This is a genomic window from Arthrobacter pascens (assembly GCF_030816475.1).
In the GTDB taxonomy this organism is placed as follows: domain Bacteria; phylum Actinomycetota; class Actinomycetes; order Actinomycetales; family Micrococcaceae; genus Arthrobacter; species Arthrobacter pascens_B.
This window is the reverse complement of the sequence record NZ_JAUSXF010000001.1, coordinates 2013188-2027432: the sequence shown is the minus strand read 5'-3', so window position 1 is coordinate 2027432 and position 14245 is coordinate 2013188. Positions and strand designations below refer to the sequence as shown.

Here is a 14245-nt window from a genome sequence, read left to right as displayed (position 1 = left end):
TGTCCTAAATTTACCTGGTATCAAGGATATACCAAGTTCCCTTCTTTCTAAGGAGTCTCATGTCTGTTCAGCGTTTCAGTCCGGAAGGCCTGTTCCAGCCCACCACGTACCACCACGTCGCCGTCGGCACTGGCACCCGTCACGTTCACGTCGCGGGCCAGATCTCGCGCCTGGCCGATGCTACGCCCGTCGCGCCGGGCGATCTGGCCGGCCAAGTTGCCCAGGCTCTCCGTAATACCGCGACCGGGCTTGCCGGCGCCGACGCGACCTTCGACGACGTGGTGCGTTTGACGTTCTACGTCACCGCCTGGGCTCCGGAGAAAATCACCGCTTTCATGGAAGGTATCGAACGAGTGGCCGCAGAGATCGGCATGCCCACGCCGATGCCGCCGTCCTCTCTGATCGGTGTCGAGTATCTGTTCGAGCCTGACGTGCTCGTCGAGATCGAAGCAACCGCAGTTCTGGATTAGCAAGATGAAGTGCCCCGGCAGGCCAAGCCGGGCGGGGCACCTCAAAGGTAGGCGGAAGAGCCTGACATTCATGGGGCCCCCTTCGGGCCGACCTTCCATGAAGCTGGTTACCTGACAGAGCCGGCAATGGTTGGTGTCAGCGACGGTCGAATGGTTGCCACCATCGATGTCTGCAAAAGATCGACCCCAGGCGGCACACAGTTGGCGCCGTCTATAAAGGGACCGGAACGCTGGATTCGCCGGCATCCGCCCCCAGACTTCCAGCACTGAGAGAACCACCCTGTCTGCTTCGTCTGTGATTGGAAGCAATGTGGCATCGGGATGCGGTCTTAAGATCCATGCCACGGTGAACACACCGGACAGAAGGACTGCCAGCGCGCCGGCTATAAATGAGTAACGGCGGGCTCGTGTCGCCGTGAGACGTGTCGTCGGCCCACGGGCAGCTGGCTTTGTTCTCCGCCGGTTCCCGTAAGGTAAGTAGGGTGACTAAAAGCATCAGTCCGGCACAGGCATGGCAGCGCCTGCTTGATGGCAACGCACGTTTCGTGTCCGGTGAGGCCCGGCACCCCAATCAGGGTGCTTCAAGGCGCAGCGAGCTGGTAAACAGCCAGAACCCGTTCGCCGTCATTTTTGGCTGCTCGGATTCCCGGCTGGCCGCTGAGATCATCTTCGACCTGGGACTTGGCGACGCCTTCGTGGTCCGCACGGCCGGGCATGTGCTTGACGACACCGTACTCGGATCACTCGAATACGGCGTCTCGGTTCTCAAAGTTCCACTGATCGTTGTCCTCGGACACGACAACTGCGGAGCCGTCACCGCCACAAAAGAAGCGCTGGACACCGGGGAGATGCCCCAACGCTTCATCCGCGACCTCGTCGAACGGATCACCCCCTCAGTGCTGACCTCGCTGCGGGATGGCAGGACTGAGGTCAACGATATGGTCGTCGACCATGCCAGGCTTACAGCGGAGCGGCTGCTGGAAAGTTCCCCGGTCATCGCGGCGGCGGTGCATGATTCCTCCACCGCCGTGGTCGGCGTTGCATACCGGCTCGCGGAAGGCCGCGCCCAGCTGGTGACAGACTCCGTCCTGCTCTAGCCCGACGAGCAGCGCACCCTTCGGGCCGCTGTGTACCCTGCCGGGATGGGTGCGGTGGAGCAGGGCAGGCTGCGAGGACATCCAAGGCAAGGGGGAGCACGATGAACTGGCTCGATTGGCGTGTACTGGAAGGCCTCGGTTCGCAACAACTGCTCCGTGGCAATCGCTTACGGCCGCACATACGGTGTGAAAATGCACCGCCAGAACTTGATCGCGAATTACCCGTCGTACGGCCCTGCCCCGCGCGGCTACTACTCCTTCTACGCCGGACCGGTCTATACAGCCACCAGAAGGTCGGGGGCCAACACATCATCTTGGTCTCGAGCTTCGGGCCTAGCCCAACCGACCATTACAGCTGGGTGCCGCGCACTACAGCCCGGTTCCCTGCTGTCCTGACCTTTCGCCCAAATCATCGATCAGGCCCTGTAGCGGGTCGATCCAGGACTGCGACCTGAACTACGTTGCCCGGGCAGCCCAGCAGGCGAAGGCATCTGCAATGCTGTTCAGCATGACGATCACCTTTGAATGGCGCGGCCTGGTTCGGAACGAAGAAATCAACCAGCTGCACGCAGAAGGCTTCGATCATGCACCGATTGAAGTCGATTGGACGGATGTTCTCTCGCGGCTGAGTCTGGGCTGGGTCACAGCGCGTGACGACAATGGCATCGTAGGCTTCGTCAACGTGATCTGGGACGGGCACGCACACGCGTTCATCGAGGACACGCTGGTGGCATTCAGAGCGCGTCGTCAGGGGATCGGGAAACAACTCCTGGCCCTCGCAACAGAAAGATCAAGGGATTCGGGCTGCGAGTGGCTCCATGTTGACTTCGACGAGCACTTAAGGAGCTTCTACTTGGAGGCATGCGGTTTCCGTCCAACTAGTGCTGGTTTGATTCAACTTCGCTAGATGGCCCCCGGTCAGGCAAGGCGTCTGCTTCTTCAGGCGTGTAGACGAAGCGTGTCTGGACTGCCGCTCCTCATGGTCAGCTTGATGGCCGTCTCGATTTCTGCCCGGCCCATGTACAGGTGGCAGCCGCCGCGCGTGCCTGGGCGCGCTTGCTCTTGCTCCCGCCAACGTCCGGGAGTACGGTTCGCCTACGGCCTGCTGGCGCCTGCGTTGTCGCATTTCCCGCTAATCCGAAAGTAATGTCCATGGTGAAGTCAGCGAAGTACTGCGCAGCCACCCTCACACTCAGCCTGCTGCTGGCCTTGGCATCTTGCACCTACGACGACTCCACCGATGGCCCCACCCAACCGGCCACTACGGCAGCTGCCGGCATCAAGGTTCTTCGCATCGGCACGCAGGACGACGCGAACGTGCCCACCCGGGGCCAGATCGAGGAATTTGCCCGCCAAGTTGGGGAGCTCTCCAACGGGGCCCTGATCATCGAACCGGTCTTCAGGGCCGGCGGCGATGCGGGGAAGGCTTGGGACCAAGTGGTTGCCCACCGGGTGATGAGCGGAGACCTGGAGATGGCTGTCATTCCGGCCCGGACCTGGGATACCGAAGGCGTGCTGTCCTTCAGGGCGCTCTCCGCCCCCTTCCTGGTGACATCCAGCGCCATGATCAGGGAAGTAGTGAAACCGGAGTACGCACAGGGGATGATGGCAGGACTGAAGGACGTGGGGGTCACGGGGCTGGCGCTGTTCCCGGACGGACCACGGGTGCTGTTCTCCTTCGCCACGCCGATCCTTTCACCGGGTGACATCAGGGGAATGGTGATCAGGGCACCCTTGTCCGCCACCAATTACGAAGTCCTCGAGTCCTTGGGCGCCATACCTAAAGACCTGGGCGACCAGGAATTCGGTGATGGAGTTGAAAGGGGAACGGTGGGCGGCGCGGAATCATCGATGGCCTATGCCGCCAATTTGCCCGGAGCCCTGAACAAGACGGGGCACGCCATCGCCACCGGAAACCTGGTGGTCCACTCGAAGCTCAGCACCCTCGTGATCAACGACAAAGCCAGGGCCAGCCTCACGGCGGAGGAACAACAGATTCTCCAGGACGCAGCAAACTTCACCAGGGACTGGGCCTCATCCCTCCTCTCACCACTCTCGGCGGAGGCGCAGAAGTACTGCGAGGAAGGCGGCGCGGTGGCGACGGCAACCGAAGAGCAGCTGACTGCCTTCCGCGAGGCCGCCTCCCCTGTCTACGCCGTCCTCGAACAGGACCCGGACACCAGGAGCCTCATTGCACGACTCCGTGATCTGGCTGCCAGAACCCCGGCCGAAGCCGCGGTGAAACCCTGCGATTACGACACCTACTGACGCCCGGGCTGCCCCACCCCCGTAGAGGGAGGTTTCCGCATGTCAGAGACAGAGGCTTTCGTGGAAACGAGGTGTGACGGCCACAACTGCATCCTTACCTTTGGCCTGCAGCCGACTCGGGTAACGTGAATCGTTCCGCCCTAAATATGAGGACCATGAAGATTACTCGCTTCCCCGCCACCAAGTCCCTGACCGTCATAGCCAGCCTTTTCCTTGCCGGCTCCCTGGCCAGCTGCGATGCTGCAACCCGGGCCGGAACCAAGATCGCGGAAGCTATCCAAGGCGCCGCCTCCAGTATCGCTGCGGAGAACCCTGCCAGCCCTGTAGTCAACCCGGCAGAGTCTGCCGCCGCGATTGCGCTGTTGGAAACCATCCCGGTGAAGGGGAAGGCCCCGAAGACCGGATACAGCCGGGAACAGTTCGGGGCGGCATGGTCGGACGTGGACCACAACGGGTGCGACACCCGCAACGACATTCTCCGCCGCGACCTGACCGAGCTCACCGTCAAGGCGGGAACCAAGAACTGCGTCATCGCCTCCGGCAAGCTGGCCGACAAGTACACCGGCAAGACCATCAACTTCACTCGCGGGGAGGACTCGGCCGACGTCCAGATCGACCACATCATTCCGCTATCCCTGGCATGGCAGACCGGCGCCCAGCAGATCAGTGCGGAACAGCGGCTCCAGCTCGCCAACGACCCGCTGAACCTGATCGCGGCCGACGGCTCCGCCAACCAGCAAAAGTCTGACTCCTCGGCCGATGCGTGGCTGCCAGCGAACAAGGCATTCCGCTGCGAATACGTCGCCCGCCAGACTGAGGTGAAAGCCAAATACAAACTCTGGGTCACGCAGCCAGAACACGACGCCATCGCCGGAATCCTGGCCAACTGCAAGTAAGCCAACTTCTCGTAACGCCAGTGGACAGATCCAGACTAAGAACCTGAAACCGGCATCGAATGAACGCCCTTGTTGTCTGGGCATGACATGACCTGACGGCGCGAACGGGCTAGTATCACTGGGTGGCGCCGCTTGCGCACGCAGTACTTTGAGGAGTGTAGTGATGGATCTGGGGGCCACACGCGTCGAGGTTTTCGCCGATGGCAAGATTACTGTCGGTGGTGAGCCGATTGCTCCTCCTTCTGGAATGGATCCGTATTCAGCAGCTATCGCCGTTCTTGCCGAATACGCACGCAGTTCGGGTGCACCAGCTCTGGCACATGCCGTTGATCATTCGAAGGGCCAAGAGGGCCATTTCCAGGTTCTCCCCGACGGCACGGCAGAACCTGTCGCGGATGCCTCCGGGACCCCGGCCCCTGAGGCTGTCTCTGTCCCTGATGCGTCAAGCGGGACCGTCTCAGAAGCTTCCCGTGTACCGATTGAAAGTGTCCCCGGGCCGGATAGTCCAACTTCTCATTTGCCGGCAAGAGGTGAGTTTCCCCAGATGGTTCAGGTTTCATCACCAGGGGTTCCGACGGCGGCGCCGCCTGTGAGCGGACCCTCACCGTACGGGGCACCCTATGTGGAGACGCAGTTTGTCAGGCCGGACCGTCCGCGGCCAACCACTGGCGTAAGGGGCGCACTTTATTCAGCCACGGGCGGGTACGTTAATCTCGGCCCCAGCGCCCGTGATCAGGACGATGCTGAGCTGGAACGAAGGATTGCCCGGCCGCTGTCAGGTAGCTTCAACACCGCCGTTCTCAGCCTGAAAGGCGGCATTGGCAAGACGTCCACGACTGTCGGGGTCGGCATGATCCTTGCCGAGTACCGGGGCGACCACCCCTGCGCCATCGATGCCAACCCGGACAGTGGTGACCTGGCCGAGCGCGCTCTAGGGGAGATGCTGTACCAGAAGGTCAAACCCCGCACTGTCACAGACATTGTCAGGGACATCGATGCGATCAACTCCCTGACCGCCCTGACGGACTACATGCATCACGCCAACCGGCTGCACCTCGTAGCGGGGGAGCAGGATCCGGCATTATCCGATGCCCTGACTGCCGCCGAGTACTCCAAGATCCATCATCTTGTCTCCCAGTACTATGCGGTGACCTTGACGGACTGCGGAACAGGGGTGTCCCACCCGGCCATGGCAGGGGTGCTTCCCAGAGCCACCAACCTTGTCATAGCCTCCGGGTACGCCGTCAGCGGAGCGAAGCGTGCCCGCAACACTTTGCAGTGGCTGGCCGGACACGGGTACGAGAACCTCGCCCGCAACGCGATCGTTGTGGTCACTGACAAGGACCAGGTGTCCAACCGGGTGGACAAGCGCGCCATTGAAGAGCATCTGGCAGGCTATTGCCGCAAGCTGATCACGGTCCCGCATGACCGCGGCGTTGCTGACGGAGACAGGATTTCCCTCGAAAAGCTTTCCGGAAACACCCGCCGAGCCTATAAGGAGATCGCTGCCGCGATTGTCGACGGCTACCTGTAGCGCAAACGCCTTGGCTGTTGACGCTGCTTTATGTCGTCCTGCTTAGTCTGTCTGGAACAGTTCCTGGCGGAGCTCCTGCCCATGGCCGTGGTCCCAAGCAGTCACCATCGGAAACCTTATGGCCAGGTGCTGGAAGGGGGGTGTCCCCAGGCTTTCCACGTCCACACCCTCAATGGACCGCCGTCTGAGGTTGACGGATTTGGCAATGCCTGGCCCTGCCAAGGCTGCCAAAGGTACTCGAAATCCGTCGGCGCCTGGGTGTACACCCATTGGATCTGCCCCGAAGTGGTGCTCCAGGCTGAAATCCGTGGAATTGAGCGCGGCGGCTTTCTCCAAGGCTGAATTCCGTAGTGTTTCGCTCACCGGCGTACCAGTGGTTACCAGGGCGTCGAACGACTCCAGCACTCCGGATTCCGTCCGCACTGCGGTCAATAAACCCGTCACGTTGGGGCCCGAGAAGATCAGGGAGGCCCAAGGCATTTGCGACCGGAACCAGTGGCTATTCGCCACAGTATCCCAAGGCCAGCTGAGCGGCTCAGTGTCACCCGTCCTCAGGGGAACCACGTGAAAGGGCTCCAGCATCCGGGCGGTGTGCTCGCCAATGCGCGTGCCGTGGGTGGCTGGGTGCAGGACGCTTCCGGTCATAGCAATTCTGCCCAAGAGCAGGGGTGCGGTATTTTCCGGGTGAGCGGCCAATGCATTCTCAAGTTCCTGGTCGTCTTGGGTGGGCCTGAGCCACGGCACGCCAGTGGCTTTGAGAAAGGCGACTAAGCCGTAGCTTGGCTGGGCCTCCCGGAGCATGGCCACAGCGGGAACGGCACCGGCAGGAACATCGGCGAGAGCCCTGGCCAGGGCATGGGTTTTCCAGGGCCGGGCAGAGGGAACAGGGATAATGTGCAATGGCAATCCCTGATTCATTGTTCCAGCGCATTCAGGATTTCGTTGGATTGTGGATCGATAACAAGTCCGCGGGTTTCAGACACGGTAAGCATGAGGAATGTCCGGGCGGCTTCAGCGGTGTCTTTGTCTTCCGGGCAGTTCACTTCGGATACCCAGGCGCTTCCGCCCAGCTGACTGGCTACAGCCCAGCCAAAGACCCGGAGCAGTTCGTCATTATCGATTTGGCTCGGCTTGGAGATCAGGGCCAGCTGTTCCTCTCCCAGCGTCAGGATGAGATGCCCGGTATCGCCGGCCTCTTCCAGCCTGCATTTGTCCTCGAGGAGCGTGCATACTCTGGTGAAGTCTCCCTGCCGTGGGTCCGGTGCGGCAATGAGATGGAAGTCGTAGCTCAAGCTGATTCGTCCTTGTCCTGGTGAAGGAAGGTTTGTGTTATCAAGGGGCGCCGGCCAGGGCGCAGAATGCGTGCGCGGCCAGTTGGCAGATGGGTGGGGCGTTCGCCGTTTGCGATTACGCCCTCTGACCTCTCACCTGAGAACAGGGCAACGGGGCCGCCGGCTGCCCGGATGGCGCTGAGGAACGGGTCGTGAATCGCGACGGCGGCCCCGCTGATCCTGCTTGCCACAACGGCATGGAGTCCGGCGTCCTTGCCTGCCGGAAGGTGGGCTGACAGTGCCCTCAGGGGTTGGTTCCCGGCCGCAGAGAGAATGTCGTAGTCGTCAACTAGGAGAACGATCCGGGGAAGCTTCAGGGCAGGTTTACTGCCGTCCCCCCCCATCCGTTCCTGGATCTGGGCGGCAACAAATTCAGCAAGCTGCGTGGCCAGGAGGGGGTTGGACGCGTATTCGCCGAGGTACTCATCCGGAATGAAGTTCCGGAGGTTCTGGCGCGGATCGAAGACAGCAAGAATCAGCTCACCGGGAGCATTGGTCTGGATCAGCTGGGTGGCGATGCTTTTCAACAGGTTCGTTCGGCCGGTTTCGGGGTCCCCGAAGACCAGCAGGCCCGGGTCGGTTCCGAAGAGGTCCAGGATTTCAGTTCCCAGGTCCTGCTCCCTCAGGCCCAGGCCGATGCCGGGCCCGGCATGTGTCGATGAACGGCGCGCGACGACGGCCGGCAGTACCCTGACAGGGGGAGCGGAGGCTGTGGTGTTGTTGTCAACAATCTGGCAGAGTTGCTCGAGTTCGACAGCGGCCGCGTCCGGGTCGGGATGGTTCTCCAGGGAAGTGAGGGCGAAGTGCCCAATGGTCTTCTCCAGAGTGAGCGCCCTGCCCGGCCGGCCGGCGCCGAGAGTTGAGGCCAGCCGGCGGTCGATGGAGTCCGCCGGATCGGAGATATGGAGTTCAATCCGGTTGCCGATCAGGGATTGCCGCGTCATCCTGATTTCAGACCAGGTCCTGACCGTGACAACGACGTGGACGCCGAAGGTGCTGCCGCGGGTCATGATGTCGTGAACCAGCTCCTCGATCTCCGGGAACTCGGAGGTCATGGCACCGAAGCCGTCGATAAAGAGGAACAGATCGGTGCAGCTCAATTCTGTGAGCCCGCCACGGGCTCTTGCTGTCCGCATCGCCTTGACCGTGTCGATGCGGTGCGCTTCGAAAACGTCCTGCCGTGCGTTGACCAGCGAATGGACTTCTTCGACGGTCCGGCGAAGGTATTCACGGTTTCCACGCCCGGCCATGCCCGCGCTGTGCGGTAGTGCGGCCAGACCAGCCAAGGAGTTGCCGAGAAGGTCGATGCCGTACAGGTTTACCTCCTGCACGCTGTGGCTGAGGGCCAAGGCGCCGGCAATGGTGCGAAGCGCAGTGCTGCGACCACTCTGTGGGGCGCCGATAACTGCCAGGTTGCCGCCCCTCGCCGTCAGGTCCAGGTGCCACGGTCCCTGCCACTGGCGTGAAGGGTCGTCCAGGATGCCCACAGCCGGGCAAAGGTAACCCGGTTGTTCCAGGCGCGGTCCGGCCGAGGTTAAGTTCAGCGCCGCCCCTGTCTGGGACAGGGAGACTGAAACCGGCAGCGGGGGAAGCCAGACCGGCGGTGTCATCGCGTGGGTGCTGGAGGCAAAGCCCACGAGTGTCGAAAGGATGGTGGGGCTGTCCGAAGCAGCCGCGGATCCTGGGGCAGCAGACGTGGGGAGGGCCGCCGTCGGCTGTTCCACAGTGACTGGGCGGCGAAGGCCGAAGACGCTTACTAGTGGCGGTGCCTCCGTTGCGGAGGCGGTGTCCTCTTCCCCGGCTGCCAGGGGCAGTGGACCGGAAACGTACGATGCCTTGAATCGACGGAAGACGGTAGTGTCTACCTTCAGGATTCCGTGGCCCGGTGTGTTGGGCAGGTGGTAGGCGTCCGGTACGTCAATGACCGTGCGGCTTTCGCTTTCTGAATTGGTGTGCAGCGCAATCCGGTAGGCAAGGTAGGTCTCCAGCCCTCGAAGCATCCCTGATTCGACCTTCTGGCTGGACAGGAGCAAATGGATGCCGATGGAGCGTCCAATGCGTCCGATCGAGAGGAGGAGGTCGATGAAATCGGAGCGCGCTGTGAGGAGTTCACCGAATTCGTCAATGCAAACGAACAGGTAGGGCAGGGGAAGCCGCAGCTCAGGATCCTCGGGATTGCGGGCGCGGGCATTGCGGTAGTCGTCAATATGGGCGAAGTCACCGCCGGACTTGAGCATTTCCTGTCGGCGTACTACCTCGCCGGACAGACTCGCGTAAATCCTGTCAACCAGACTGGCGTCGCTGACGAGGTTGGTGACCAGACCGGACACGTGGGGCGCCTCAGCGAAAGGTGCGAATGTTGCGCCACCCTTGTAGTCCACGAGCACCATGTTCAGGTCCTCGGGGGAGTGGGTGGCCAGCAGGGACAGGACCAGTGTCCGGAGCAGTTCGGATTTGCCGGACCCGGTGGCCCCCACACAGATGCCGTGGGGTCCCATTCCCTGCTTCGCAGGCTCTTTCAGGTCCAGATAGACGGGTGAGGAATCCTCGTCCATTCCGATCGCAACGCGCAGGAAGTCAGGACCTCGCGGAGTTCGCCAGAGCTGGTGAATGGCTTCGGCCGTGTAGCCGGTCAGTCCCAGGGATTCAGCGTAGCTTCGTGATGCCTTGTGTTCGCCAAACTCATGCGACAACTCTGAAAGACGCAAGGGGGCCAGAGCGCGGGCAACGGATTCAGCAACGGCGGAAGGGACCTCATCCGCATGGCCTGCTATGGCCTGGCTGCTCGAGGTGTTGACCAGGGTGAGCTCGCCGGAGGCGACGGTGAGCCGCAGGTCCACGCTGTCCGGCTCCTGTTTCTGGTCCGTCAGCAGATGAATGCAGGTCACGGCCAGGTCTGAGAGCGACATGTCGGCCGGCAGGCCAGGGAGCGGCCGGGCGTTCTCCCCGGGCAGATCAGTGATGATCACCAGCCGTGGAAGCGCTTCAGCGGGCAGACGCTGGAAGTTCCTTGCCGAGCTGGCTACGGCCGCGGTACGGACATCCAGGCTGGCGCCCAGAAGCCGGGCCATCTCCTGGTGATTGGCGGCTTGTCTGGGTTGGTTCGACCGCTCCAGGACATGGGGAAGCCACTTGATCCACTCCCAGTCGGCACGGAGATCGTCGGCAACCACAATTGCCAGTTCCACATCCTCGGGGGAATGGGATGCAGCTATCCGGATCAGGACGCTTCTGCAGACGGCGAGCGTCGTTTCCCTGTCTCCGATGATGGAGATGTTCGAGACGTTGGCCAGGGGCAGAGTCAACGGCATATGTGGACTTGATGCGAAACGCTGGCGAAGCTGTTCAGCCTCGGCGAGCATGAAAGTATCGGGCCGTTCAACGGCGTCGCCGCTGTCCTGAACAGAGATGGTGCGTTGCGGCACCACTCCGGTGCCGAATCTTGTGACAAGGAAGTCAGGGCTGGTACGACGCCTTTCCCATAGCCGGTGCGGGTCCTCAACCACCATTTCCAACAGTTGGTCAGCAGGCGGGTGGCTGCGGTTCGCGGAAACTCTGGCCAGGCGCTCCTCGGCCTCGAATTCCTTATGCCGGCGGCGCAGGTAGTCCATATAAAGGCGGCGCTTCTGGCCGCGCTGACGGGCAGATCTTCCGCGTTGGGAAAGCATCAGGGCCAGGGAAGCCAAAACGGTGACGACCATCATGATGGCACCGATCCCGGCAAGGGACGACCCACGGAAAAGCATCATGACCGTCACCGACGTGGCGGCCCCGAGCATGGGGACCAGCGCGAGCATGTTCATGCCGCCCCCGCCTGTGGGCAATTGTGGAGGCGCGTCCAGTACTGCCGGCGAGGCTAGTGTTTCGGGAAGGGTAGTGCGGGCCGGACGGTGAATGATCCTGGTACTCATCGGTCACCGGCCGTTGGCGGCGGCTACCGCGAGGCCGGCGATCTCAGTTGCCGCTATACGGGTCAGCGCCCCGAGCCGGCTGAGCCTGATGGGCCCGCCGGCAGCAAGGTGTCTGTCATAGGGCATTCCGGCGGAATCGCCAGAACCGTTGATCTCCTGGTTGATCCGAGTGCGCACCGTGACCACTGGAATCTGCGGGTGAGAGGAGGAGAATACTGCCCGGACGGCTGCTGCCCTTTCATCACCGAAGTCCGTGTCCGGGGCGACTACGACGATTGCGTGGGCGGTCCCCAGCAGCGCAGCAGTCTGCCGGGAGCGGGGGGACGCTCCGGCGTCGACGACCGTTACTGCCACGAACCGCGAAAAAATTGAGGAAAGATCTGCCCACTCGGAGGCGCCAATGGGTGAGTCCGCGCCGGCAGACACGTCCCGAACGGCCAAGGGCGTACAGCTGGTTACCGCAGGACGCCGCCGGTTCGATGACCTCGGGCAGGGTCCGGACCGGCTGGGACCTCAGTTTCAGGGAGGCCTCGGACAGCAAGGCGTTTTCGCTGGCACCTGTGTATCGCAAAAGCCGTCCGGTTTCGTCGGTGGCCTCGATGGCCATCACCGCTTCCTGCCGGATGCTGCCGAACAGTTTGGCTGAAAGTGCTGCCACCGTGGTGGTGCCTACCCCTCCGGCTACTCCGACGACGACGATCCTCCGCCCGGTAGTGATTGGAGCCTCCACCGCTGAGGAAGCCCGTACGAGGCGGTCCGAAAGGCTGCCGGACGTCAGGGCATCAGAAATTTCGAACCGGAGACGTTCCCACCAGGTGTCACCTGTCGGTTGGCGGGTTGGTTTGGCAGGAGGCCGCCGGCGCCCAAAATTTGGCATATCCATCGGGGGATTGGGCCGCTCGTCCTGACCGGCTGTCCTTGGTGGAGGATCAAGTTGCTGTTGGGGCGGAGCCATGCCGGGAAAGCCCCTAGCGGGCTCGGCACGGACATTTCCATCTTCTCGTTCCGAGGCTTTCTGCGGGGCGAAGGGGAACCCTGTGCGTGGTTGCTCAGCCAAAGGTGTGTCCTAGTTGTTCGTATGCTCCTGTTAGACCAAGTGCCAGGGGAATGGTGGCCAGGACACACGCTGACTCTGTGCGCGCCGCCATGAGCCGCAGCCTGGCTCCCGATTGCTCGCGGACCGACCCTTGAGCCGCCACGAGTACCGCCACGCCGACCGCGGCGGCTACCAAGAGGTAGGCGGGCTGGTGCAGCTGAATCGAAACGACGGCGGTAATTCCCACCAGGCCCGCGGCGGCAAGCCCATACACACCGGCCCGCTGCCAGAACAACGGCAACGACAGCCCCCGAAAAACGACCGAGCCCAACAGCGCGGCAGCCAGCAACAAGGACCACACAGCGCGGTCCCATGCCAGGCTCAGAACCACGGCAGAAAAGGAAGCTGCAAATGCCGACACCAAGGACCAGCCGGTGAGCGACCGGTGCGCCCCGTGAAAAGCGTCGATGGTCCGCTGCCGGTTGGGGCGCACCCCCTGGCGCTGGTCGTCGTCGAGCCCGTTCAGTCCGGCCACAATGGTGGCGAGCCTGGGCGCAACTCCGAGAGTGAGAACAGAAACTATCCCCGCGACTGCGGCAGCAAGCGCTGTATCACCGGCGGCTTGCTGTGCAGCCACCCAAACTGTCCCGAGGGCCCCGAGCAACCCGGCGGCAGCGATAAACGGGACATGCTGACGGGTGCCGAAACCCGCCGCGGCAAGGGCCAGGACGCCGGTTATCACCAACAGCGGCCCGGAGGGGAGGCCCTGGGCTGTAAGCGCTACGGGGAATCCCACGATCCAGCCGGCGGTCAGGACCGAAACACCTGCCGGTACGGACCGGAAGCGGCTGACCAATGATCCTGCCAACAGCAGGGCGGCAACCAGCAAAACCCCAAACACGGTCCCGTCCCGCTGCTGCAGCACGGCTGCACTACCGCTGCCGGCAAGCAGCAAACCCGCGACGGCGACCAGGCCGGCAGTGCGGACATGACCAGCCCACAGTGCAGGGGAGCGTTCCGTCGATTCAGCTGCGAAAGATGCCACGTCGTACACCTCGGGCGACGCCGGGATGGCACTCTGATCCCGGAGGTACAGGCGCGCGCCATCGGGGACGGCGGAATCCCTCAACGTCTGGGACGCTTCAACGACCACGCCAACAGCCGTCGTCAGAACGGTAGCTGTTGACGGAGTCGCGCGGTCTTCGGCGCCGTCGAAAATGAGCTCGCGAAGCTGGGGAAGCAGAGACGCCACAGGCTCATCGGAGGGCACACGTAGGTCTACGTGTCTGTGGTCGGCGATAACTGTGATCCGGGTCAGGGCGTTGGTCATACCGGAGTATCCGTCCAGAAGGTGAGCATTGCAGCGGCGACAGGAGCACTGCGTTCATTGAGCAAATGTTGAACAAAGCTGAAACCAACGCAGACTGCAGCTATCAGGGCGGCAATGAGCAGGGAGTACATCAGCCTCATGGTGTTGGTCGAATAGCTCCGCTCCTGGACATTCTCACCAAACAGCAGAGCATCATCGAGCCGGTGCTTCCGGACCTTCGCCGACTCCAGCAACCGGGCATCGTAATCTTCAGCCACGCGCGATCCCGCTCCCCTCCACGGTCAATAACGGCACAGACAAACCTACCCCGGAAGACAACGGCCCTTGCAAGTCAAGTAGCTTCGCTTTTCAGGTTTGGTAATCGACTGGACT

At 62.4% G+C, this 14245-nt stretch carries 12 protein-coding genes; 6 read left to right on the top strand and 6 right to left on the bottom strand.

Annotation, left to right across the window (positions count from 1 at the left end; genetic code table 11):
- The first annotated feature begins 59 nt into the window (after window positions 1-59).
- From QFZ40_RS09330 to QFZ40_RS09305, 6 genes are all read left to right on the top strand, one after another.
- Window positions 60-470, top strand: a complete 411-nt coding sequence (locus QFZ40_RS09330) for a RidA family protein (protein ID WP_306904031.1) — start codon at window positions 60-62, stop codon at window positions 468-470.
- A gap of 482 nt (window positions 471-952) precedes the next feature.
- The gene (locus tag QFZ40_RS09325) at window positions 953-1567 is read left to right on the top strand and encodes a carbonic anhydrase (protein ID WP_306904030.1); all 615 of its coding nucleotides are present in this window, start codon (window positions 953-955) and stop codon (window positions 1565-1567) included.
- Between the two features lie 508 nt (window positions 1568-2075).
- Window positions 2076-2474: a GNAT family N-acetyltransferase gene (locus QFZ40_RS09320; RefSeq protein WP_306904029.1), complete on the top strand. Its 399-nt coding sequence runs from the start codon at window positions 2076-2078 to the stop codon at window positions 2472-2474.
- A 245-nt stretch (window positions 2475-2719) separates the two neighbouring features.
- Window positions 2720-3835 (top strand): TRAP transporter substrate-binding protein, encoded by a 1116-nt coding sequence (locus QFZ40_RS09315; RefSeq protein WP_306904027.1) that lies wholly within the window; start codon window positions 2720-2722, stop codon window positions 3833-3835.
- A gap of 155 nt (window positions 3836-3990) precedes the next feature.
- Window positions 3991-4731, top strand: coding sequence for an HNH endonuclease family protein (locus tag QFZ40_RS09310; RefSeq protein WP_306904026.1), 741 nt, complete (start codon window positions 3991-3993; stop codon window positions 4729-4731).
- Window positions 4732-5320: 589 nt separating this feature from the next.
- Window positions 5321-6265, top strand: coding sequence for a MinD/ParA family ATP-binding protein (locus QFZ40_RS09305; RefSeq protein ID WP_306904024.1), 945 nt, complete (start codon window positions 5321-5323; stop codon window positions 6263-6265).
- A 42-nt stretch (window positions 6266-6307) separates the two neighbouring features.
- On the opposite strand, the gene QFZ40_RS09300 is transcribed toward QFZ40_RS09305, so the two are convergent.
- From QFZ40_RS09300 to QFZ40_RS09275, 6 genes are all read right to left on the bottom strand, one after another.
- Entirely contained in the window at window positions 6308-7165 is an 858-nt protein-coding gene (locus tag QFZ40_RS09300) for a hypothetical protein (RefSeq protein ID WP_306904022.1), read from the bottom strand.
- A 14-nt stretch (window positions 7166-7179) separates the two neighbouring features.
- Entirely contained in the window at window positions 7180-7557 is a 378-nt protein-coding gene (locus QFZ40_RS09295) for a hypothetical protein (protein ID WP_306904020.1), read from the bottom strand.
- Window positions 7554-11507, bottom strand: coding sequence for a type VII secretion protein EccCa (gene eccCa, locus QFZ40_RS09290; RefSeq protein WP_306904019.1), 3954 nt, complete (start codon window positions 11505-11507; stop codon window positions 7554-7556). Before eccCa ends, QFZ40_RS09295 begins: the two co-directional genes overlap by 4 nt.
- Window positions 11508-11510: 3 nt before the next feature.
- Window positions 11511-11861, bottom strand: coding sequence for a hypothetical protein (locus QFZ40_RS09285; RefSeq protein ID WP_306904018.1), 351 nt, complete (start codon window positions 11859-11861; stop codon window positions 11511-11513).
- Window positions 11862-12556: 695 nt separating this feature from the next.
- Window positions 12557-13873 (bottom strand): EsaB/YukD family protein, encoded by a 1317-nt coding sequence (locus tag QFZ40_RS09280; protein WP_306904017.1) that lies wholly within the window; start codon window positions 13871-13873, stop codon window positions 12557-12559.
- Entirely contained in the window at window positions 13870-14130 is a 261-nt protein-coding gene (locus tag QFZ40_RS09275; protein ID WP_306904016.1) for a hypothetical protein, read from the bottom strand. Before QFZ40_RS09275 ends, QFZ40_RS09280 begins: the two co-directional genes overlap by 4 nt.
- Window positions 14131-14245 lie beyond the last annotated feature (115 nt).